Annotated in this window: 22 protein-coding genes; 9 read left to right on the top strand and 13 right to left on the bottom strand. The window is 70.2% G+C overall.

Annotated elements, in window-relative coordinates; genetic code table 11:
- The first annotated feature begins 59 nt into the window (after nt 1–59).
- Nucleotides 60–371, top strand: a complete 312-nt coding sequence (locus tag EFA46_RS09250; RefSeq protein ID WP_123076442.1) for a hypothetical protein — start codon at nt 60–62, stop codon at nt 369–371.
- Here EFA46_RS09250 and EFA46_RS09255 read toward each other — a convergent pair.
- From EFA46_RS09255 to EFA46_RS09265, 3 genes are all read right to left on the bottom strand, one after another.
- Nucleotides 368–2,461, bottom strand: coding sequence for a hypothetical protein (locus EFA46_RS09255; protein ID WP_123076440.1), 2,094 nt, complete (start codon nt 2,459–2,461; stop codon nt 368–370). The genes EFA46_RS09250 and EFA46_RS09255 overlap by 4 nt on opposite strands.
- Before the next feature lie 49 nt (nt 2,462–2,510).
- Entirely contained in the window at nt 2,511–2,789 is a 279-nt protein-coding gene (locus EFA46_RS09260) for a UPF0058 family protein (RefSeq protein ID WP_123076438.1), read from the bottom strand.
- Nucleotides 2,790–2,857: 68 nt separating this feature from the next.
- Nucleotides 2,858–3,070, bottom strand: a complete 213-nt coding sequence (locus EFA46_RS09265; RefSeq protein WP_123076436.1) for a cell surface protein — start codon at nt 3,068–3,070, stop codon at nt 2,858–2,860.
- Nucleotides 3,071–3,232: 162 nt separating this feature from the next.
- On the opposite strand from EFA46_RS09265, the gene EFA46_RS09270 reads away from it, so the two are divergent.
- From EFA46_RS09270 to EFA46_RS09290, 5 genes are all read left to right on the top strand, one after another.
- Nucleotides 3,233–3,829, top strand: coding sequence for a sulfite oxidase-like oxidoreductase (locus tag EFA46_RS09270; protein ID WP_123076434.1), 597 nt, complete (start codon nt 3,233–3,235; stop codon nt 3,827–3,829).
- 88 nt (nt 3,830–3,917) lie between these two features.
- On the top strand, nt 3,918–5,285 hold the full coding sequence (locus EFA46_RS09275) for an isochorismate synthase MenF (RefSeq protein ID WP_123076432.1): 1,368 nt from the start codon (nt 3,918–3,920) through the stop codon (nt 5,283–5,285).
- Nucleotides 5,282–7,048 (top strand): 2-succinyl-5-enolpyruvyl-6-hydroxy-3-cyclohexene-1-carboxylic-acid synthase, encoded by a 1,767-nt coding sequence (gene menD, locus EFA46_RS09280; protein WP_123076430.1) that lies wholly within the window; start codon nt 5,282–5,284, stop codon nt 7,046–7,048. Before EFA46_RS09275 ends, menD begins: the two co-directional genes overlap by 4 nt.
- A gap of 44 nt (nt 7,049–7,092) precedes the next feature.
- Nucleotides 7,093–7,512, top strand: coding sequence for a hypothetical protein (locus EFA46_RS09285; RefSeq protein ID WP_123076428.1), 420 nt, complete (start codon nt 7,093–7,095; stop codon nt 7,510–7,512).
- Between the two features lie 24 nt (nt 7,513–7,536).
- A complete protein-coding gene (locus EFA46_RS09290; protein ID WP_123076426.1) occupies nt 7,537–8,448 on the top strand; it encodes a 1,4-dihydroxy-2-naphthoyl-CoA synthase in 912 nt (303 codons plus the stop codon).
- A gap of 7 nt (nt 8,449–8,455) precedes the next feature.
- On the opposite strand, the gene EFA46_RS09295 is transcribed toward EFA46_RS09290, so the two are convergent.
- From EFA46_RS09295 to EFA46_RS09305, 3 genes are all read right to left on the bottom strand, one after another.
- Nucleotides 8,456–10,711: an NADP-dependent malic enzyme gene (locus EFA46_RS09295; RefSeq protein WP_123076424.1), complete on the bottom strand. Its 2,256-nt coding sequence runs from the start codon at nt 10,709–10,711 to the stop codon at nt 8,456–8,458.
- Between the two features lie 76 nt (nt 10,712–10,787).
- The gene (glmS, locus tag EFA46_RS09300; RefSeq protein WP_123076422.1) at nt 10,788–12,602 is read right to left on the bottom strand and encodes a glutamine--fructose-6-phosphate transaminase (isomerizing); all 1,815 of its coding nucleotides are present in this window, start codon (nt 12,600–12,602) and stop codon (nt 10,788–10,790) included.
- A 2-nt stretch (nt 12,603–12,604) separates the two neighbouring features.
- Entirely contained in the window at nt 12,605–13,765 is a 1,161-nt protein-coding gene (locus EFA46_RS09305) for a sugar phosphate nucleotidyltransferase (RefSeq protein WP_255494057.1), read from the bottom strand.
- A gap of 230 nt (nt 13,766–13,995) precedes the next feature.
- Here EFA46_RS09305 and EFA46_RS09310 point away from each other — a divergent pair, with 230 nt between their 5' ends.
- Entirely contained in the window at nt 13,996–14,652 is a 657-nt protein-coding gene (locus EFA46_RS09310; protein ID WP_123077397.1) for a hypothetical protein, read from the top strand.
- Here EFA46_RS09310 and aglJ read toward each other — a convergent pair.
- Entirely contained in the window at nt 14,649–15,560 is a 912-nt protein-coding gene (gene aglJ / locus EFA46_RS09315; protein WP_123076420.1) for an S-layer glycoprotein N-glycosyltransferase AglJ, read from the bottom strand. The two genes, EFA46_RS09310 and aglJ, sit on opposite strands and share 4 nt — an antisense overlap.
- Before the next feature lie 55 nt (nt 15,561–15,615).
- On the bottom strand, nt 15,616–16,539 hold the full coding sequence (gene rfbB, locus EFA46_RS09320; protein ID WP_123076418.1) for a dTDP-glucose 4,6-dehydratase: 924 nt from the start codon (nt 16,537–16,539) through the stop codon (nt 15,616–15,618).
- Between the two features lie 54 nt (nt 16,540–16,593).
- Here rfbB and EFA46_RS09325 point away from each other — a divergent pair, with 54 nt between their 5' ends.
- Nucleotides 16,594–17,505, top strand: a complete 912-nt coding sequence (locus EFA46_RS09325) for an NAD(P)-dependent oxidoreductase (RefSeq protein ID WP_123076416.1) — start codon at nt 16,594–16,596, stop codon at nt 17,503–17,505.
- Here EFA46_RS09325 and EFA46_RS09330 read toward each other — a convergent pair.
- Nucleotides 17,502–17,681 carry a hypothetical protein gene (locus EFA46_RS09330; protein ID WP_123076414.1) on the bottom strand — a complete coding sequence of 60 codons (180 nt, stop codon included), beginning with the start codon at nt 17,679–17,681 and terminating at the stop codon, nt 17,502–17,504. The two genes, EFA46_RS09325 and EFA46_RS09330, sit on opposite strands and share 4 nt — an antisense overlap.
- A gap of 2 nt (nt 17,682–17,683) precedes the next feature.
- Complete coding sequence (locus EFA46_RS09335; protein WP_123076412.1) at nt 17,684–18,757, bottom strand: glucose-1-phosphate thymidylyltransferase; 1,074 nt, start codon at nt 18,755–18,757, stop codon at nt 17,684–17,686.
- Nucleotides 18,758–18,856: 99 nt separating this feature from the next.
- On the opposite strand from EFA46_RS09335, the gene EFA46_RS09340 reads away from it, so the two are divergent.
- Nucleotides 18,857–19,696, top strand: coding sequence for a hypothetical protein (locus EFA46_RS09340; RefSeq protein WP_123076410.1), 840 nt, complete (start codon nt 18,857–18,859; stop codon nt 19,694–19,696).
- 23 nt (nt 19,697–19,719) lie between these two features.
- Here the strand turns inward: EFA46_RS09340 and EFA46_RS09345 are convergent, their stop codons facing one another.
- Genes EFA46_RS09345 through EFA46_RS09355 form a run of 3 tightly spaced genes read right to left on the bottom strand, consistent with a single transcriptional unit; the run spans nt 19,720 to nt 22,197 of the window.
- Entirely contained in the window at nt 19,720–20,184 is a 465-nt protein-coding gene (locus tag EFA46_RS09345; protein WP_123076408.1) for a dTDP-4-dehydrorhamnose 3,5-epimerase family protein, read from the bottom strand.
- A gap of 49 nt (nt 20,185–20,233) precedes the next feature.
- A complete protein-coding gene (locus EFA46_RS09350; protein ID WP_123076406.1) occupies nt 20,234–21,193 on the bottom strand; it encodes an NAD-dependent epimerase/dehydratase family protein in 960 nt (319 codons plus the stop codon).
- On the bottom strand, nt 21,190–22,197 hold the full coding sequence (locus EFA46_RS09355) for a sugar nucleotidyltransferase (protein WP_176969857.1): 1,008 nt from the start codon (nt 22,195–22,197) through the stop codon (nt 21,190–21,192). The genes EFA46_RS09350 and EFA46_RS09355 overlap by 4 nt, the downstream gene beginning before the upstream one ends.
- Nucleotides 22,198–22,209 lie beyond the last annotated feature (12 nt).

Raw genomic sequence — 22,209 nt, forward strand, 5'->3', positions numbered from 1 at the left:
CCCGGCACGGCCGTCGTAGGACAACCTTTAAAGCCTGGCCGGACAAGTTAACAAATGCCATGATAGACCGACTTGAGAAAGAGGTCGATATGCTGGAACGCCACCTCGAAGTGCTCCGAATGGTCATCGAGAACGAGCCCATCGGGATCGTCAAGATGTCCAACGAGACCGGCTACCCACACCACAAGGTCCGCTACTCCCTGCGCGTCCTCGAAGAGGAGGACCTCATCGAGCCGTCCAGTCAGGGAGCGATCACGACCGAACACACGCACGAGTTCGTCGACGAACTCGACGAGAAGGTCGACGAGATCGTCGGCAAACTCGAGTCCATGAAAATCGAGTCCGCCGAGGAAGCCGAAGCCGAGAGCTAGAGTTCGGGCACGGTCACGTGGAACGACCCGTTCCGGTCCTCCACGAGACAGAGGTGGTAGCCGCGCTTTCGCGACACTTTCACGTAACTCTCCTTCTCGCTCCGCCGTAGCAGTCCGCCGGACGCCGTCGCGTCGCCCGCGACTTCGAGCGCGCCCGGTTCGAAGAACGACGCCGTCACGTAGAGCGCGGCGCCGAGCGAGTCCGCGAGTTCGCCGACGGCGGACGCCGCGTCCGTCAGCGCCTCCATCTCCGCGCCCGTCACCGGGTCGCGCGACGTGTTCAGCGCCGCGACCACGAGCGGGTCGCCCATCCGGTCGCGGAGCACGACGTCGAAGTCGTGGCGCGTCGCCTCGCCCGTCTCGTCCTCGAGTTCGACCGTCCCGTCGAGCTCCGCGCGGTCGATCTCGGGGATCGCCTCGTAGAGGTCGGCGAGACCCCGACTGTGTCCGGCCGCCAGTACCTCCCTCGGGAGGCCGCGAACCACCCACGAGACGAACCGGTACGCCGCCGTCGACTCGAGGAACGACTCGTAGGGCTCGCCGTCGACCGTCGCGCCCGACGCGTCGAACGTCGTGTGGTGTTCGAGCGTGAGGTTCGCGTCGATCTCGGACTGCTCGGCCTCCTCGAGGTCCGCGAGCGTCGGGTCCGCCTTCGACTCGTAGCGCACGAAGAGGTTCGTCCCGGCGAGCGCCTCCGCCGGCGAGAGGTCGCCCGGTCCCGGTTGGGCGGCTTCGAGGTCGGCCTCCAGCGTCGCGATTCGCTCCTCTAGTCGCTCGACCGTCTCCCGGAGCTCGTCGCGCTCCGCGCGCACGTCCTCGAGGTCGCGCTCGCGCGCCGCGACCGTCTCCTCCGCGTCCGCGAGTCGCTCTTCGAGCCCCTCGATGCGCTCCTCGCGCGCCGCGAGTTCGCGCTGGAGCGCCTCGACGCGCCCTTCGCTCTCCCCCTCTGACGCACCGGCCGACGCCTCATTGTCGGTGGCGTCGTCCGCGTCCGAGTCGGTGGCGTCCGTCGCCGCCCGCTCGGCGTCGTCCTCCTCGGGGGCGAGCGCCGGTACGCGCGTCGCCTCGCGCCGTGTCGCCTCCGCGTCGGCCGACTCGTCGGCGTCCCCCTCCTCCTCGGGCATCGCGCGCGCCGTCGGCGCCTGCTCGACCGCCGCCTCGGCGGGCGGGTCGGCGGACGGCCGTGGTGTCTCGGCGTCGGTCGCGCGCCGCCCCGCGACGCCCTCCGGCTCGCCTGCGGACCCGGACTCGCGCACGGCGTCGGACGGCGTGTCGGCGCTCGCGTCGTCGGCGTCGCGCGCGGACGCCCCCACCGTCGGGCGCTCCGTGGACCGGTCGCCCGTCGCGCCGTCGGCCGTCGCGGCCTCCTCGAGCGCGGCGGTCGCGTCGAGCGGGTCGTCCGCGTTCGCGTCTGCCGGCGCGTCGTCCACGCTCGACTCGTCGGTGTCCGCCGTCCCGGTGGGCGCGTCGGTCTCCGCGCCCGCGTTGCCGTCGCTCGCCGCGCCGACGGCCGCCCCGGCCGCGGCCTCGGCGCTCGCCTCGTCAGCCTCGACCTCGGGGAGGTCGGGGAACGCGAGGTCGACGGAGACGACCTCGTAGACGCCGACCTCGTCGGCGGCGCGCTCGAAGGCGTCCGCACCGGTCACCACCTCGGGCGCGTTCCCGACGAACGCGACGGGGAGCGAGCGCCCCCCGTAGTACGCGACGTAGTAGTCGCCACTCAGGACGTCCTCGGAGAGCTCGACGTAGCCCGTGAAGCCCGCGTCCTCGAGCGTCGCGTCCGTCTCGGTGAGCGGCGTGTCGTTCGTGTAGTACTGCGCGCGCGTCTCGCCGTCGGCTTCCTGCATCGCGAAGAGCAGCGGAAGGGAGAGGTCGGGCGCCTCGTAGGCCGTCCCAGAGGACGCGGCGACGTCGTCGACCGTCCCGCCGGAGACGCCGACCGGGCGGCCGTTGACGAAGAAGAGCCAGACGTCGTCGGCGACGACGGCGCCGGAGAAGTCCGCGTCCGAGAGCGACGCGAGCGCCGCCGCCCCACCCGAGTAGGGGCGCGACTCCCACGTCTCGACGCGTTCGACCGTTCGTGTCTGCATGTGCGTGTCGTAGCGACACCCACGTAAAACGTTTTCCGGCGACTCGGCCCTACAGACTGCCGCCGGCGTCGTCGGCGAGCTCCTCCATGCGCTTGCTGATGCGCCCGGCATTCGAGAACTCGTCCTCGCTCATCGCGGTCGCGAGGGCGTTCCCGAGCACGAAGACCGCGTGCTTGTGCTCGCTCTTGGACTTGTGGACGTGGGAGGGGTCGATGTCGAGTTCGTCGTACGTGTCGAAGACGCTCGCGTCGACGTTGTCGTACTCCGAGAACTGGTCCTTGATCTCCACCATCTGCTCGTGGAGCTCGAGCAGTTCGTCCTTGTGCATGGGCGAATTTGGGTATAGGACGGGTTAAGCCTTGCTGGCTAGCGCGTCACACACCGAAAAAGGGCGCGTTAGAAGACGTACTCGTCGTCGTGGCCCATCATACCCTCGTCCTCGAGGCCGGGGTCGTCGTCCTCCATCGGGCCGCTCGTCTTGTACGCCTTGATTCCGGCCGAGAGGAGGTCCTCGATGGCGTCCTCGCGGGTCAGGAACTCGCCCTGCTCGACGAGTTGGGCGATCTGCATCTCGATGTGGTCGGGGATGTTGATTTCCACCTTGGGCATTCGTCTAACCCGAGTTTTGGTGGCTCCCGGTATAAACTTGGCGGGCTGATTTTCCCGTTCGGAAACTATCGCTTTCAGAAACGAAAACTGTCTTTCCGTCGCCGGCGCGCGCTGTTTCCCGATACCGGTACGCTCAGAAGTACGGAGCCACTACGTCGTCGCATGAGTGTGACGGACGTCACGGACCTCTACCGGGAGTTCGGCGAGGAGCGCCTCCCGCCCGGCCAGACCGAAACGAGCGCCTTCCCCGTCCTCGACAAGAGCGGGACGCCCGACTGGGACCCCGAGACGTGGTCGTTCAGCGTTCGGGGTGCCGTCGCCGAGGAGTTCGACCTCTCGTGGGAGGCGTTCCGCGAGTTGCCGAGCGAGACTCAGCGACAGGACTTCCACTGCGTCACCGGCTGGAGCAAGCTCGACTGCGAGTTCACCGGCGTCACCTTCCCGACGCTCCTCGAGGAAGCCGACGTCGACGCCGACGCGGTCCACGTCATGTTCCACGGCCTCGACGGCTACACGACCGACCTCCCGCTGGACGTCGTGAACCGCCGCGAAGTCCTCTTCGCGTGGGACTACGACGGCGAGGCCCTCCCGCGCGAGCACGGCGGCCCCCTCCGCGTCGTCACCCCGCATCGCTACGCCTACAAGGGCGCGAAGTGGGTGGACGGCGTCACCTTCCTCACCGAACGCGAGCGGGGCTACTGGGAGAAGCGCGGCTACTCCGTCAGCGCGAACCCGTGGGAGGAAGAACGGTACAGCTGACCCCGTTAGCGTGGGCGCGCGATGCGCGCCCCGGCGAGAGACCGTGGGTCGTAGGGGCTAAGGCGCACGCACTCCGAGTTCGTCGTAGATGGATCAACGCGAGGGCGTCGCGCGGGCCGACACGGCGGGGCTCGTCAGTCGGACGGTCCGGTTGCCGGACGCGTCGCTGTCGGGGCTGTTGCGGACGCTCGGGAAGCCGAACGCCGTCTGGACGGCGCCCGGCGAGCCGACGGTCACGGGCTACGGCGCGGCGGCGCAGGTGACGGCGGAGGGTCCGGCGCGGTTCGCGGCGGTACGCGAGCGCGCCGGCGCGGTCTTCGAGTCGGTGGACCGCCCGGCGGACGCGCCAGCGGTCGCGCGCCCGCGTTTCCTCGGCGGGTTCGCGTTCCACGACGGCCACTCGGCGACGGCGCACTGGGCGGGGTTCCCGACGGCGGCGTTCGTCCTCCCGCACGTGCAGGTCGTGACGACGCCCGAGGCGACGTGGCTGACGGTGAACGCACAGGGCGAGCGCGCGAGCGTCGAGCGCGTCGAGGCGACGATCACGTCGGTGCGCGAGCGCTTCGACCCCGAGGAGCACGCGGCGGACCCGCCGCCGGGCGTCGTCTCGACGGCGCGAACGACGAGTCGCGCGGAGTGGCGCCGGCAGGTGGAGGCGGCGACGGCGCGCATCCGCGCGGGCGACCTCGAGAAGGTGGTGCTCGCCCAGGCGCTCGACGTGACGCTCGACGCCGCGTTCTCCCTGCCGGACGCGCTGGAGCGCCTCGGCGAGACGTATCCGGAGTGCTTCCGGTTCGCGTTCCGCCCGACGGACGGCGCGACGTTCTTCGGGGCGTCCCCGGAGCGCCTCGTGACGCGCGACGGGCGCGAGCTCCGGACGGGCGCGCTCGCGGCGACGGTCGGGCGCGGCGAGACGCCGGACGACGACCAGCAGCTCGAGGCGGACCTGCGCTCGTCGGCGAAGTACCGCCACGAGCACGAAGTGGTCGCCGAGCGCATCCGCGAGCAACTGCGGGGCGTCGCCTCGGACGTCGCGACGGGCGAGCGCTCGGTCCGCAAGCTCGCGACCGTCCAACACCTCTTCACGCCGATCACGGGTGAGACGGACGAACACGTCCTCTCGCTCGCCGAAGCCCTCCATCCGACGCCCGCCGTCGGAGGGTTGCCGCCGGACGCGGCGCTGGACGTGATCCGGGAGACGGAGACGTTCGACCGTGGCTGGTACGCGGCGCCGGTCGGCTGGTTCGATGGGTCGGGCGACGGGACGTTCGCGGTGGCGCTCCGGTCGGCGCTCGCGCGCGGCGAGCACGTCCGGCCGTTCGCGGGCGCGGGCATCGTCGCGGACTCCGACCCGGACGCCGAGTGGGCGGAGGTCCAGTTGAAGTATCGCCCCATCCTCGACGTCTTCGAGCGCGCCGGTGACGCGACCCCCGACGCGGGCGGAGGGGACCGATGACGGGCGACGGGCCGGCGCCGAACCGCGCGACGCTCCACGCGCGCGTGCTCGTGGACGAACTCGCGAAGGCCGGCGTCTCCTCGGTGTGCGTCGCGCCGGGGAGTCGCTCGACGCCGCTCACCGTCGCGTTCGACGCCCACGAGGGCGTGACGACCTACTCCCACCTCGACGAGCGCTCGGCGGCGTTCTTCGCGCTCGGGCGCGCGAAGCGCCTCGGCGACCCGGTCGCGCTCGTCTGCACGTCCGGGACGGCGGCGGCGAACTTCCACCCGGCCGTGATCGAGGCGGCCCAGTCGCGGGTGCCGCTCGTCGCGCTGACGGCGGACCGCCCGCCCGAGCTCCGGGACAGCGGCGCGAACCAGACCATCGACCAGGAGAAGCTCTACGGCGACGCCGTCCGCTACTACGCGGACCTTCCGGAGCCCGCCGTCGAGGCACGAAAGCTCCGCTCGGTTCGCGTGACGGCGGACCGCGCCGTCGCGGCCGCGACGGGCACGCGTCCGGGCCCCGTCCACCTGAACGTCCCGTTCGCAAAACCCCTCGAACCGACCGAGGCGCCGTCCGACTCGCCACACGGCGTCCCCGCGAACTGGGAGCGCGAGCACCCGCTGGCCGCGCACGGACGCGAGGGGCCGTTCGTCGCGACGGCGCAGGGCCGACTCACGCCCGACGAGGCGACGCTCGCGGACCTCGCGGACGCCGTCACGCGCGCCGAGCGTGCCCTCGTCGTCGCGGGGCCGACCGACCGCGACTACGCCGACGAACTCGTCGGGTTCGCCGAGGCGGCCGGCGCCCCGATACTCGCGGACCCGCTCTCGGGACTCCGCTACGGCCCGCACGTCGACTCGGCGCCGGTCTACGGCGGCTACGACGGCTACCTCCACCCCGAGGTCACCGCGTCGTGGCCGGACCCCGACCTCGTCCTCCGGGTCGGGGCGTCGCCGACGTCGAAGCCGCTACGGACCTACCTCGCGCGCGTCGACGCCCGGCAGGTCGTCGTCGACCCGGCGGGCGAGTGGCGCGAGGCGACGTTCACCGCGACGGACCTCGTTGTCGCCGACCCGGGCGTGCTCGCGGACGCCCTCGCGGCGCGCGTCGAGACGGGGTGTGCCGACTGGCCCGAGCTCGCGGAGGCCGAGCGCGTGCACGCTGAGGTGGTCGACGCGACGGACGACGCCTTCGAGGGCGCGGTCGCACGCCGCGTCGTCGCGGACGCGCCCGACCCCGCGACGCTCTTCGTCTCGAACAGCATGCCCGTCCGCGACGTCGACCGCTACGGCGCGCCCCGGGCGGGCGACCTCACCGTGCTCGGAAACCGCGGCGCCTCCGGCATCGACGGCGTCACCTCCTCCGCGCTCGGCGCGGGGAGCGCCGCCGACGACCCGCTCGTCCTCCTGACGGGCGACCTCGCGTACTACCACGACTCCAACGGGCTGCTCGCCCTCGAGCGCTGCGGCGTCGATGCGACGATCGTCCTCGTGAACAACGACGGCGGCGGCATCTTCCACATGCTCCCCATCGAGGCCTTCGACCCGCCATTCGAGGGGCAGTTCAGGACGCCCCACGGCCTCGACTTCGCGCCGACGGCCAACCTCTACGGTTTCGACTACGTGCGGGCGGCCGGCCTCGCGGAGTTCGCAGCCGCCTACGCGGCGAGCGTCGAGAGCGACGGCACGCAGGTCATCGAGGTGTCGTCGGACGCCGAGGCCTCCCACCGCACGCGCGAAGCCATCGCCGAGCGCGTCCGCGAGCGACTTACCTGACTGTTCCCCGAGATTTTTGTGTCTCCGCGAGCGACGTCCGAGCGATGCCCTCCAATCACACGACGCGCGTGCTCGCCGCCGCCGGCCTCGTGCTCGTCGGCGTCCTCGCGCTGCTGTACAGCCTCGCTGTCGTCGCCGAACTCCTCATCGGCGCCGGCGCGTTCGCCGGTCTGCTCGTCCTCGCCGCCTTCGTCTACTACGGCGGCCTGAACCGCCGCACGCTCGTCTACATCGCGATGGCCGTCACTGTCGTCTACGGTGCGTTCACGCTCCAACTCCCCGCCGCCGTCGTCGCCGCCTGCGTCGTCTACCTCACCGCGTGGGTGACCGGTTCGGACAGCCCGCTGGACGCCCCCGACACGACGCTCGTCCCGGTTCGTGCGGACGCGGGCCGCGACAGCCCCGAGGACGACGCGGCCGACGGCGACGACGCGGACGGGGACGCGGAGACGCGAACCTTTTAGCGCGGCCCACCCCCACCCTCGGGCATGAGCGAGGTCTCCGAGATCTTCGACCCCGAGCGCTGGGAGTCGGTGGAGCGATTCGACTTCGACGACATCACCTACCACCGCGCGCGCGACGTCGGCGCGCTCCGCATCGCCTTCGACCGCCCCGAAGTCCGCAACGCCTTCCGCCCGCAGACCGTCGACGAACTCGCGACCGCGCTCGACCACGCGAAACGCCAGTCCGACGTCGGCTGCGTCCTCCTCACCGGGAACGGCCCGAGCCCGACGGACGGCGGCTGGGCCTTCTGCTCCGGCGGCGACCAGTCGGTTCGGGGAAAAGAAGGCTACGAGTATCACGAGGCGGACGCCGAGGGTGACGAGGCGGTCGACGAGGCCGAGGCGGGTCGTCTCCACATCCTCGAAGTTCAGCGCGCGATCCGCTTCATGCCGAAACCCGTCGTCGCCGTCGTCCCCGGCTGGGCGGTCGGCGGCGGCCACAGCCTCCACGTCGTCTGCGACCTGACGCTCGCGAGCGCCGAGCACGCGAAGTTCCTCCAGACCGACCCGGACGTCGCCTCCTTCGACGCCGGCTTCGGCTCCGCCTACCTCGCCAAGCAGGTCGGCCAGAAGAAAGCCCGTGAGGTCTTCTTCCTCGGGAAGACCTACTCCGCCGAGGAGGCCGTCGACATGGGGATGGCGAACGAAGCCGTCGCGCACGAGGAGTTGGAGGAGACGGCCCTCGAGTGGGCCGCGCGGATGTGCGAGAAGTCCCCAATGGCGATGCGGATGCTCAAGTACGGCTTCAACGCGACCGACGACGGCATGGTCGGCCAGCAGGTCTTCGCCGGCGAAGCCACGCGACTCGGCTACATGACCGACGAAGCACAGGAGGGCCGCGACGCCTTCCTCGAGGGCCGCGACCCCGACTTCGACGACGACGCCTGGTACTACTAACCCCGCCCTACTCCTCTTGGGCTTCGACGACGGCGACGCTCGCCAGGTTCACGATGTCCTTGACCTCGTCGCCGCGCTGGATGACGTGGACGGGCTCGTCCATGCCGACGAGGACGGGGCCGACGGCCTCCGCGCCGCCGAGGCGCTGGAGAAGTTTGTACGCGATGTTCCCGGCTTCGAGGTTGGGGAAGACGAGGCAGTTCGCGGGTCCGTCGAGTTCCGCGAAGTCGTAGGTGTCCGCCAGAACGTCCTCGAGAACGGCGGTGTCGGCCTGCATCTCGCCGTCCACCTGGAAGTCCACCGTCGGGTCGTCGTGGAGCGTTGCGACGGCGTCGCGGGGCTTCGCGGTGCCCTCGTTCTCGACGCTCCCGAAGTCCGAGTAGGAGAGGAGCGCGGCCCGGGGTTCGACGTCGAACCGACGTGCGAGGTTCGCGACGTGGCGCGTGATTTCGGCGAGCTCCTCGGCGCTCGGGTCGAGGTTCACCGTCGCGTCCGCGCAGAAGAGCACGCGGTTCTTGAACGTCAGCATGTAGACGCCGGCGACGACGTCCGTGTCGGGCGCGGTGCCGACGACTTCGAGGGGCGGGCGGAGCGCCGACGGGTAGTGGTTCGTGAGCCCGGTGAGGAAGGCGTCGACGTCGCCGGTCTCGAGCATCGCGCTCCCGAAGTAGTTCGTGTCGCGCGTGAGGAGCTCGGACGCCTCGCGCCGCGTGACGCCCTTGCGCTTGCGGAGGTCGTAGAGGCGCTCGGCGTAGCGCTCGCTCGCATGCTCCGCCGGGTCGACGACCTCCGGGTCGAAGTCGAGGCCGAGGTCGGCCGCGACGGCCTCGACCGTCTCCGAATCCCCGAGGAGAACCGGCTCGGCGATGCCCTGGTCCTGCAGCTGGTAGGCGGCGCGAATCATCTTCTCGTCGTCCCCGTCGCCGAGGGCGACGCGCTTCGGGTCCGTCTCGGCCTTGTTGAGGACGACGCGCATCATCTCGCGGCTCTTGCCGAGGCGGGCCTCAAGGCGCTCGCGGTACGCGTCGAGGTCAACGCTATCGCGCGCGATGCCCTCCTCCATCGCGGCCTCGGCGACGGCGGGGGCGACCTCGAAGAGGACGCGCGGGTCGAGCGGTTTCGGGAGGATGTACTCGGGGCCGAACTGGAGGGGCTGATCCCCATACGCCTTCACGACCTGGTCGGGCACGTCCTCGCGAGCCAACTCCGCGAGCGCGCGGGCGGCGGCGACCTTCATGTTCTCGGTGATGCCGGTGGCTCGAACGTCGAGGGCGCCCCGGAAGATGAACGGGAACCCCAGCACGTTGTTCACCATGTTCGGGTAGTCCGAGCGCCCCGTCGCCATGATGACGGTGTCGTCGCGGGCGTTCTTCGCCTCCTCGTAGCCGATCTCCGGGTCCGGGTTCGCCATCGCGAAGACGATGGGGTCGTCCGCCATCGAACGAATCATCTCTTGGGAGACGATGCCCCCCACCGAGAGGCCGACGAGGACGTCCGCGCCCGCAATCGCGTCCGCGAGTTCGCCCGACTCGACGCCCTGCGCGAACGGCTCGGCGTGCTCGCTCAACTCGCCGGCGTCCGCGCGCTCCTGCGAGAGGACGCCGTCGATGTCGCACATCGTGATGTTCTCGTGCGGGATGCCCAGCGAGGCGTAGAACTTCGCGCAGGAGACGGCGGCCGCGCCGGCACCCGAGAACGCGACTTCGAGGTCCTCGAGGTCTTTCCCCGCGATTTCGGCGGCGTTGAGGAGCGCCGCCCCGCTGATGATGGCGGTGCCGTGCTGGTCGTCGTGGAAGACGGGGACGTCCATGCGCTCGCGGAGGCGTTCCTCGATTTCGAAGCACTCGGGGGCTTTGATGTCCTCGAGGTTGACGCCGCCGAAGGTCGGCTCCATCGCCGCCACCGACTCGACGAAGGCGTCCACCTCCGAGTGCTCCAGCTCGATGTCGAAGACGTCGATATCGGCGAAGCGCTTGAAGAGGACGCCCTTCCCCTCCATGACGGGCTTGGAGGCCTGTGCGCCGATGTCGCCGAGCCCGAGCACCGCCGACCCGTTCGACACCACCCCCACCAAGTTCCCCTTCGCCGTGTATTTGTAGGCGTCGTCCGGGTTCTCGTCGATCTTCCGGCACGGTGCGGCGACGCCGGGCGAGTACGCCAGCGAGAGGTCGCGCTGCGTGTTCGTCGGTTTCGTCGTCGCTATCTCCAGTTTTCCCGGGGGTTCGCGCTCGTGGTACTCGAGCGCGTCTTCGTCCAATCCCATACGGAATAGAGGGGGCGCAGGCGCAAAAAGACACCCGCGTTCGGCGGTGAACGCGATACCGTGCGGAGGCGCCGCGCTACCGGACGGTCACGCTCTTCGCGAGGTTCCGCGGTTTGTCGATTGCGCGCCCCTTGCTGTTCGCGACGTGGTACGCGAAGAGCTGGAGGTAGACGTTCGCGGCGAGCGGCTCCATCTCCCCGAGCGCGGGCACTTCGAGGGAGGCGTCGATGAACTTCTCGCCGTGGCCGTCGGAGTGACAGCCGATGACGGGTGCGCCGCGCGACTCGGCTTCCTTGACGCTGTTCAGGGTCTCGTCGGGTCGCGCCCCCTCGGTGAGGACGGCGATGACCGGCGTCTCCTCCGTCACCAGTGCGAGCGGGCCGTGCTTGAGCTCGCCGGCGGGGAACCCCTCGGCGTGGTCGTAGCTGATCTCCTTGAGCTTCAGTGCCCCTTCGAGCGCGACGGGGTGCCCCAAGTACCGGCCGATGAAGAAGAACGCCTCCGAGTCCGCGTACGCCTCGGCGACCTCTCGCACCTGCTGGTCGGCGTCGAGCGCGCGCTGGACGGCGCCGGGGAGTCCCCGGACGTCACCGAGCAACTCGCTCGCCTCCACCGCGGAGAGCACGCCGCGTTCGCGGCCGACGTGGACGGCGACGAGCGCGAGCGTCGCGACCTGCGAGACGAACGTCTTCGTCGCGGCGACACCGATTTCGGGGCCGGCGCGGATGTAGAGCGACTCGTCGGCCGCCCGCGCGACCGAGGACCCGACGACGTTCGTGACGGCGAGCGTTCGTGCGCCGGCGCGGGCGGCGTCGCGGAGCGCGCCGAGCGTTTCGGCGGTCTCGCCGCTCTGCGTGACGGCGACGACGAGCGTCCGCCCAGGGTCGCGGCCGCCCGTAAACTCGTACTCGCTCGCGACGTGGACGGTGGTGCGGACGTCCGCGTGCGACTCGAGGAGCCGGGCGGCGTAGAGGCCGGCGTGATGCGAGGTGCCGCAGGCGACGACCTGTATCTCCTCAAGGGAGCGCACGTACTCCTCGGGGAGGTCGACGTCGAGGTCGACGCTCCCGTGTCGTTCGTCGACGCGCCCGGAGAGCGCCTGCCGGAGCGCGTGTGGCTGCTCGTGGATCTCCTTGAGCATGTAGTGCTCGTAGCCCCCCTTCTCGGCGGCGTCGGCCTCCCACTCGATCCGCTCGACCGGCCGCTCGACGGGGGCGCCGTCGTGCTCGACGGTGATACCGTCCGGAGTGACGACGGCGATATCGCCGTTCTCGAGGTAGGTGACCTCGCGGGCGTGCTCGAGGAACGCCGTGACGTCGCTCCCGACGAACGTCTCGCCGTCGCCGTGGCCGACACAAAGCGGGGAGTCGCGTCGCGCGAGGTAGATCTCCTCGCCGTCGCCCGCGACCATCGCGAGCGCAAAGCTCCCCTCGAGGCGCGCGACCGCACCCTCGAACGCCGCCTTCGCGCCCTTGCCGGCGGCGCGTTCGGCCTCGACGAGGTGCGGGACGACCTCCGTGTCCGTCTGGCTCTTGAACGCGTGACCCTCGGCTTCGAGCTCGGCCTTCAGCGCGTCGTAGTTGTCGATGATGCCGTTGTGGACGACCGCGATCTCGCCCGTGCAGTCCGTGTGCGGGTGGGCGTTTTCGTCCGTCGGCCTGCCGTGCGTCGACCAGCGCGTGTGGCCGATGCCGACGGTGGCCTGCGAGGAGTCGGGGAGCGTCTCGCGCAGGGCGTCGACCTCCCCGACGGTCTTGTAGACGGTGACGTCGTCGCCCGTACAGAGCGCGATGCCGGCGGAGTCGTAGCCGCGGTACTCGAGGTTCGAGAGGCCGCCCGCGAGTAGCGGGAGGGCGTCGCGGTGGCCGGCGTAGCCGACGATGCCGCACATCGTCAGGCCCTCCGGACGACCGCGTCGCTCTCGATGCGACCGTCGACGTGCGACCCCGTCTCGACGTCCACGCGATTCCCGACGACCGCCCCGGGCGCGAGCGTCGCCGCACCGCCGACGCTGGTGTTGTCGCCGACGACCGCGCCGAGTCGGACGCCCTCGTGGACGCGGTCCCCCACCGTCACGTCCGCGTCACCGCCCTCGACGGTGGCGTTCGCGCGGACCTCGGCGTTCGCACCGACCACGGCGTCGCAGACGACCGCGCCGTCGCCGATGGTGGCGTCGGGGAGGACGACGGAGTTCGAGACGACGGCGTTCGCGCCGACGTCGACGTTGTCGCCGAGCGCCGTCCCGGTGAGGACGCGCGCGCCCGGTCGGACGCGCGTGTCGGCACCGAGCGCGACGTCACCGACGACGGACGCGGCGTCGGCGACGCGCGCGGAGTCCGCCGTCGACGCCTCGATGACGTGGGCGTTCACGTGCAGGAGCCCCCAGAGGAAGGAGACGTCGAGCCACTGCCCCTGCAGTCGGACGGCGGCGACGGCCCCCTCGGCGACGAGGCGCTCGAGGGCGTCCGTGACACCGAGTTCGCCGTCCGTCTCGGTTTCCCGAAGCGCCTCGAAGATGTCGGGAGTGAAGCCGTAGAGTCCGGCGTTCACGACCTCCGAGCGCGTCGCGTGACGCGGCGGTTTCTCGACGATGTCGACGACGGCCTCACCCTCGAGGGTGACGACGCCGTAGTCGCTCGGGCGGGACGTGCGCGCGACGCCGAGCGCCGTCTCGCCGTTCACCTCCAGCGTCTCGACGACGCGCGCGACGTCCTCGGCCTCGACGATGCGGTCGCCGTTCAGCGCGACGAACGCCCCCTCGACGTGCTCCTCGGCCCGAAGGAGGGCGTGGCCGGTGCCGAGCTGTTTCTCCTGCACGACGTACTCGATGTCGACGTCCCACGCGTCCCCGTCGCCGAAGTAGCTCTGGATGCGCTCGCGGCGATAGCCGACGACGAGGACGAGGTCGTCGATACCCGCCTCGGCGACGGCCTCGACGACGTGTTCGAGGATCGGGCGGTTACTCACCGGGAGCATCGCCTTCGGGCGCGACTCGGTCAGCGGCCGCAGGCGAGTCCCCTCGCCCGCCGCCAGAATCACGGCCGTCACGTCCACCGTCCCCGCTCGTTCGAGTCGACCGCGTGTGACGCCATCTCCCGACCGGGGTCGTGCGTCGCATCAGGCGAGTCCATACGCGGTACACGCGTATCGGGGCAAAAAAGCATCCGGCGTCGTCCGGCGGCCGCGGCCGGGCGTTCGGCGGCCTCGGTCGGCGCCGTCTCGCGGCAGCCGATGAGCCGGGCCGAACGCTCTTGGTCGTGCCGCGCGAATTCCCGAATATGCCGATGCGCGCCGACGACCCCGCCGACGAGCTCGAGGAGCACGGCCGATTCACTGGCGGGACGACGTGGCTCGCCCACCCGGAGGAGGCGATGGCGCGCGCGAGCCACGTCCTCGACACGGACGCCGGCGTCTTCCTCGTCGACCCCGTGGACGCCCCCGGACTCGACGAGCTGGTGAGCGAGTTCGGGGACGTCGCGGGCGTCGTCCTCCTCCTCGACCGCCACGAACGCGACTGCGCCGCCGTCGCGACGCGCCACGACGTCCCCGTCTATCGGCCCGCCTTCCTGACGCGTGACGTCGGCGTGCAGACCGAACCGTTCAGCGGCACGCTCCCCGGCACCGACTACAGCCTCATCCGCGTCCTCGACACGCCGGTCTGGAACGAAGCCGCGCTCTTCGACGGCGAGACGCTCGTCGTCCCCGAGGCCGTCGGCACGGCGGAGTTCTTCCGCGGCACCGACGAACGGCTCGGCGTGCATCCCGTCCTCCGGCTCACGCCGCCGAGCGCGCTCCGGGGTCTCCGCCCCGAGCGCGTCCTCGTCGGCCACGGTACACCCGTCCACGAGGCCGCCACGGACAGCCTCCGCTACGCGCTCGAGCACTCCCGGCGGAACGCGCCCGGCGTCTTCGCGAAGGGGCTCCTGAGCGCGCTGCGCTAGTCCCGGTTCTCGAGGCGCCGCAGCTGCTCGCGGTGGAGCGTCACGAGCAGGTCCGAGAGCACGCCGAACATGAGGAGTTGGATGCCGAGGAGCACGGTGAACGCCGCGAACAGCGCCATGATGTTGTGCGAGACGCCGACGGTGACCCACTCGACCGCGACGTAGAGTGCGGTCACGAACCCGACGAGCGTCGACCCGGCGCCGACGCTCCCGAAGTAGAAGAGCGGGTTGTTCGTCTTCGCGAGCTTGTAGAGCGCGAAGATGATGCGCGCGCCGTCGCGGAACGGCCGCAGGTTCGTGTCCGATTCGTCCGGCCGCTCGAGGTAGGTGATGTCCACGACCCTCGTCTGGATGTCGTGTTTCGCGCACTCGACGGCCATCTCCGTCTCGATGGCGAACCCGTCCGCGGTGAGGTGCATCCGCTCGAAGGACTCCACGGTGAACGCGCGATAGCCGCTCAGGATGTCGCGGAAGTCGTGGCCGTGGATGAAGGAGAACGACCGGTTGATGATCGAGTTCCCGACGCCGTTCAGCGTGCTCATCGCGCCCGCCTCCATCTCCGCGAACCGGTCGCCGATGACGTGCTCGGCGCGTCCCTCGAAGATGGGTTCGAGCATCGCGTCCGCGTCCTCCGCTCGGTAGGTTCCGTCGCCGTCCAGCATCAGCACGTACGGCCGCTCGACGCGCTCGACGCCCTCCCGGACCGCCTGCCCCTTCCCCGCGCCCGACTGCTCGACGACGCGCGCGCCGTGCTCGCGCGCGATGTCGCGCGTCCCGTCCGTCGAGTGCCCGTCGACGACGAGGACCTCGTCGAAGCCCCGGTCACGAAAGGCCTCGATGACCTCGCCGATGGTCTCCGCCTCGTCGAGCGTCGGGATGAGGACGCAGACGTCCGAATGGTCCGGCATTGCTTCGAGAAGGGGGTCGGCGAGGGAAAAAGGATTGCGTGTTTCGGTCGCGCGCTCACTCGAGGTAGTAGTCGACGGTCTTCTGGAGGCCCTCCTCGAAGGAGTAGGTCGGCTCCCAGCCGAGCGCTCCGATCTTCTCGGTGTCGAGCGCGTAGCGCTGGTCGTGGCCCGCGCGGTCCTCGACGAACTCGATCAGGTCGTCGTCCGCGCCGACCGCCTCAAGGATCGCCTCGGTCACTTCGAGGTTCGTCTTCTCCGCGTGGCTGCCGATGTTGTACACCTCACCAACCGCGCCCTCGCGGAGCACGACGTCGAGCGCGCGGCAGTTGTCCTCGACGTAGATCCACTCCCGGACGTTCGATCCGTCGCCGTACACGGGCAGAGACTTCCCCTCGCTCGCGCGCTGGATGAACTTCGGGATGAGCTTCTCCGAGTGCTGGCGCGGCCCGAAGTTGTTGCACGTCCGCGTGATGACGACGGGGAGGTCGTGCGTCGTCTCGAAGCTCTTCGCGAGCAGGTCCGCGCTCGCCTTCGTCGCCGCGTACGGGTTCCGCGGGTTCAGCGGGTCGTCCTCCGAGAACGTCCCGTCGAGTATCTGCCCATACACTTCGTCGGTCGAGATCTGGAGGAAGCGCTCGACGCCCGCGTCCTTCGCGGCGTCGAGGAGCACCTGCGTCCCCTCGACGTTCGTCTGGACGAACGGCTTCGCGCCCTCGATGGAGCGGTCGACGTGCGACTCCGCCGCGAAGTGCACCACCGCATCGACGTCCGCGACGAGGTCGCGAACGAGGTCCTCGTCCCGAACGTCCCCCTCCACGAACTCGTGGCGCGGGTCCTCGAGGACGCCCTCGAGGTTGTCCAGTGACCCGGCGTACGTCAGCGCGTCCAGCGTCACCACCTCGTCGTCGTGGTTGTCGAGGAGGTAGTGGACGAAGTTCGACCCGATGAACCCCGCGCCTCCCGTGACGAGTACTCGCATCGTCTGACACTCGTCCGTAGTGCCTATTTAGGTTTCCATCGCTACGGGACGCGTGTGCACCTCCTCGTCCTCGGCGCGAACGGCCTCCTCGGCTCGAACGTCGTCGCGAGCGCCGTCGCGCGCGACTGGCGCGTCACCGGCACCTACCACACGACCGCGCCCGACTTCGACGTCCCGCTCCACCGCCTCGACGTCACGGACGACGCGGCGCTCCGCGACCGCCTCGCGGCCAGCGACCCCGACTGGGTCGTCAACTGCGCGGCGATGACCGACGTCGACGCCTGCGAGTCCGCGCCCGAGCGCGCGCACGCCGTGAACGCCGACGCGCCCGGCACGCTCGCGGCGGCCTGCGCGGAGCGGGACACTCGCGTCCTCCACGTCTCCACCGACTACGTCTTCGACGGCGACCGGGAGACGCCTTACGCCGAGGACGCGCCGACGAACCCGCTCCAGACGTACGGCGCGTCGAAGCTCGACGGCGAGCGGCGGGTCCGGAGTGCGGACGCGGACGCCCTCCTCACGCGCCTCTCCTTCGTCTACGGCCGCCACGCGAACACGGGCGCACTCACCGGCTTTCCGGCGTGGGTCCGTGACCGCCTCGCCGACGGCGCGGAGACGCCGCTGTTCACGGACCAACACGTCACGCCGACGCGGGCGGGCCACGCCTCGGAGACCCTCTGCGACCTCGTCGACGCCTCGGCGTCTGGAACCTACCACGTCGCCACACGCTCCTGCGTCACGCCCTACGCGTTCGGCGCCGCGCTCGCCGACCGCCTCGACGCGAGCGACGACCACCTCGTTCGCGGCTCCCGGGACGACGTCGACCGCGCCGCCGCCCGCCCCGCCTACACCTGCCTCGACGTCTCGCGCGTCGAGCGAACGCTCGGCCGCCCACAGCCGACGCTCGCGGACGACATCGACGCCATCGCGGACGCGCTCGGCGCGCCGAGCGACGCGCCGCCCTAAAGCCGATAGCGCTCCCGGTTCGCGAGGAAGTGCTCGCGCGCGTCCGCGTCGAGGGCATCGAAGCGGAGGACGTGCTCGCAGTCGAGTCCGGGGCACTTCATGACGCGTTTCGACTCGAGTTCGTTCGCCGCGACGACGGTGCCACACTCCGGGCACGTGATGGTGATGATGCGCATGATCAGAGTTTGAGGTTGGAGTTCTCGCCGACGACGAGGCGGCGGCCCTCCGGGAGGAGGTCGTCCGCGCTCTCCACGTCCGCCGACCGGCCGAGGAGGCTGTCCACGATGCGTCCCGAGGCGGTCAGCGTCGAGTCGCCGATCACGACGCTGTTCTCGATGTGAACGCCCGACAGCGTCGAGTTCGGGCCGATCGAGGTGTAGGGGCCGACGTACGTCCCGCTCTCGATGGTCGTGTTCGCCGCGATGGAGACCGGGCCGCGAACGACCGCGCCCTCCTCGATGGTCGCCGAGGCCGCGAGCCCGATCCGTCCCCGCGTTTCCGCGCCGTCCTCGATCTCCCCCTCGGCCTCGAGCGCGGCGTCCTCGAGGACGAGCCGGTTCGCCTCGAGGATGTCCTCGGGCTTGCCCGTGTCCTTCCACCAGCCCGTGACGACGTGCGAGTCGATGGCGTACCCGTCGTCGAGCAGGGACTGGATGGCGTCGGTGATCTCGAGTTCGCCGCGCCACGACGGTTCGAGGTCGTCGATCGCGTCGAAGACCGCCGGCGAGAAGACGTACATCCCGATTAACGCCAGGTTCGACGGCGGGTCGTCCGGCTTCTCGACGAGGCGCGTCACCGTCCCGTCGGCGTCCACGTCCGCGATGCCGAACGCCTCCGGGTTCTCGACCTCTTGGAGCGCGATCCCAGCACCGTAGTCGCCCGCCTCGAAGCTCTCGACGAGCTCCGTGACGCCCTGCTTCAGGATGTTGTCGCCGAGGTACATCACGAAGTCGTCGTCGCCGACGAAGTCGCGCGCACACCCCGCCGCGTGCGCCAACCCGAGCGGGTTCCCCTGGATGATGTACGTGATGTCCACGCCGTACGCCGAGCCGTCACCGAGGAAGTCCTGGATCTCCTCGCGGCCCTTGTTCCCGAGGACGACCCCGATCTCCGTGATCCCCGCCTCCCGGAGGTCCTCTATCGCGTACTCGATCACTGGCTTGTTCGCCACCGGGACGAGTTGCTTCGGCCCCGTGTGCGTTATCGGCCGGAGCCGCGAGCCCGTACCGCCGGAGAGGAGCACACCCTTCATACGACCCTCGTCACTCTCCAGTAGTTAATGTGCTTCGGGGTGCGCCGACGTGCGCGCAGTCCGAACGTATATTGCTCGAAGGCGACTAGAGGAGCGAAGATGGACGTCCTAGTCTGCATCCCCAGCTACGGTCGCGACCACTGGGAGTACGTCGACCGCCTCCTCGCGGAGTACCGGTCCATGCGACACGATGTCGACGTCGTCCTCGACCTGACCGAGGAGCGACCCGAGGGATGGCCGGACCCGGTCGTTCGAACGCGCCAGCACGACCCGTCTATCGAGATGGAGCTCGTCTACGAACACCGCGACGTGATGCGTGACGCCCTCGGCGAGTACGACCTCTACGTCTACGTGGAGGACGACGTCCTCATCACCGAGGACAACCTCGACGCCTACGTCGAGGTGAACGACCGCCTCCCGGACGGCGTCCCGACCGGCTTCATCCGCTTCGAGCGCGTCGACGGGGACGAGACGCCGTATCTCTTCGACCACAGCCTCCGCCAGCGCACGCTCCTGGAGTCGAACGCCGAGTACGGTGGCGAGCGCTACTTCCGGCTGTGGAACCTCCATCAGGGGAGCTGGGTGCTGACCGACGACCAACTTCGGACGGTCGTGGCCCACGATGCGTTCGGCCGGGAACCCGGGCCCTCCAAGCATTTCGCCAAACCCTACCGGCTGCCCCAGCTCTACGGCATCCTCGAATCCGGTGCATCGGACGTCTACACGAACTGCGGGCTCGACCCGAAGGCGTTCCCGATAGAGGGCTTCGAGCGCCTGCTCGTTCACCACCTCCCGAACAAGTACGTCCCGACGTGGGGCGGCCGCGACGACCCGCGCCCGCCGACGCCGACCGACCTCCGCGCCCTCGCGGAGCGCGGCGAAGGCTGGCGGAGCCAACTCGCCGGCGAATACCGACTCCTGCGCCGACTGCTCCCGTAGCCGGGGCACGCCAGAACCGTGCGCTACTCGTGTGGCGGCTCCTCCCAGTCCAGCGGGATGCGGTCGGTGTCGTAGGGGAGGCGCTCCTCGTCCGGCTCCTCGTAGTCGTAGAGCTCGGTCGGGTAGTTGATGAGGAGCGCGGGCTCGTCGCCGATGGCCTTGAACCCGTGCCAGCAGTCCCCGGGGATACGGACCATCTGCTGGCTATGCTCGCCGATGACGAACGTGTTCAGCTCGCCCTCGGTCGGGGAGTCCGCGCGCTCGTCGTAGACGCCGACCTTGATGCGGCCCTGCGGGCAGACGAAGTGGTCGACCTGCCCCTCGAGGTGGCGGTGCCACGCCCGGATGATCCCCGGGTACGTCATCGAGTAGTAGGACATCGCGGGGTCGATGTCGTACTCGTCCCAGTCCTCGCGGAACACCTCCACGAGGTGGCCGCGTTCGTCGGCGTTCACCTGGAGGTCGCGCACCTCGACGTCGTGAATCATACCGGAGTAGGCGGGCCTCACGCCCATAAGCGTGGGCGGTCCGCCGCGCTCAGAGCGCCTCGTGTGCGCGGAAGTGCTCGGCGGTCAGCCGAAGCCCCTCGCGGAGGCCGACGTCCGGCGTCCAGTCGAGCCACTCGCGCGCCCGCGTGACGTCGGGCTTGCGACGCTCCGGGTCGTTCTCGTGCGGGAGCGGCTCGTACGTGATCTCCGAGGCCGTCTCGAAGGCATCGAGGACGGTCTCGGCGAGCGTCTCTATCGTCACCTCGTCGGTGCTCCCGATGTTCACGACCTCGCCCGCGAGGTCGGGCGCCTCCATGAGCGCGCGGAGGCCGCGCACCTGATCGTCGACGTAGAGGAAGCTCCGCGTCTGACTCCCGTCGCCGTAGACCGTTATCGGGTCGTCGGCGAGGGCCTGCCGGAGGAAGTTCGGGATGACGCGCCCGTCGTCGGGGCGCATCCGCGGGCCGTACGTGTTGAAGAGGCGCGCGGTCCGCGTGTCGACGCCGAATCGGCGGGCGTACGTCGCGGCGAGCATCTCGCCGTAGCGCTTCCCCTCGTCGTAGCAGGCCCGCGTCCCGCGCGGGTCGACGTTCCCGTTGTACGTCTCGCGCTGGGGGTGTTCGAGGGGGTTGCCGTACACCTCGCTCGTGCTCGCGTAGAGGACGCGCGCGTCGTCCTCGCGTGCGAAGTCGAGGACGCGACGCGTCCCCGTCGCGTTCGTCTCCGCGATGTCGAGCGGGTGCTCCTCGAAGTCCGTCGGTGACGCCCGCGACGCGAGGTGGTAGACGTAGTCGAACCCGCCGTCAGCGTGCGCCGTGATGCCGTCGCGGACGTCGCCCTCAAGGAACGTGAACGCGTCGTCGTCGCGGAGCGCGGAGACGTTCCGCGCGCGCCCCGAGGAGAGGTTGTCGAGGCAGACGACGTCGTGTCCGTCCGCGAGATGCGAGCGACAGAGCGCGCTCCCGATGAAGCCCGCACCGCCGGTGACGAGGACTCGCGTCGCCGTCACAGGTTCACCTCGCTGAAGTCACCGACGTTGAGTCGGTGCTGCGTCCCCTCGACGGAGGAGCCGTCCCCGAGGATGCTCGACTCCAAGTTCACCGTGCGCAGCGTGGCGTCCCGACCGAGGATCGCGTCGCTGACGCGGCTGTCCACGATCTCGGCGCCGTCGTCCACGCTGACGTACGGCCCGATGACGCTGTTCTCGATGGTGACGTCGTCGCCGACGTCCGCCGGGGGGAGGACGACGCTCGTCCCGTCGTGTTCCACTCGGCCCTCCTCGTCGGACCCGAGGAGCGCGCGGTTCGCCTCGAGGAGCGTCTCCGGGCGCCCGCAGTCGTACCACTCCTCGACCGGGAACGTCCCGAGGGTCAGCCCGCGCTCGAGGAGCTTCTGGAGCGCGTCCGTCAACTGGTACTCGTCGCCCGCCCCGCGCACGTCGTTCTCGACGAGCTCACCGATGGCGTCGAAGAGCGCGTCGGACGCGTCCACGAAGTAGAGGCCGCTGATCGCGAGGTTCGAGTCCGGGTCGTCGGGTTTCTCCTCGAGCTTCGAAATCGTCCCGTCCGCCGCCGTCGTCACGACCCCGTAGTTCGACGGGTCCGCCACCTCCTTCACGCCGAGCGCGCCGTCCACGTCGTCGAGCGCGTCGTACGCCTCGAGGAAGCGCTCGTACCCCTGCTCGAAGAGCATGTCGCCGAGCGTGATGCACATCGGCTCGTCGCCGACGGCTTCGCGCGCCTGGTAGATGCTGTGTCCGAGCCCCTTCGTCTCCGCCTGCTCGACGAACTCGAGCGTCAGGTCGTCGCCGTACGCGGACTCCGCGTACTCGATGACCTTCTCCTTCATGACGCCGACGACGACGACCACGTCCTCGACGTCGGTGCCGACGAACCCCTCGAGGATGTGGCCGAGAATCGGCTTGCCGGCGAGCCGAACCATCGGCTTCGGTTTCGTGTGCGTCTGCGGATACAGGCGCGTACCCTGGCCAGCGGCGGGGACGACTGCCTTCATGGTTCTGTCTGT

Origin of the sequence: Halarchaeum sp. CBA1220 (assembly GCF_003721175.2) — an archaeon.
Classification (GTDB): Archaea; Halobacteriota; Halobacteria; order Halobacteriales; family Halobacteriaceae; genus Halarchaeum; species Halarchaeum grantii.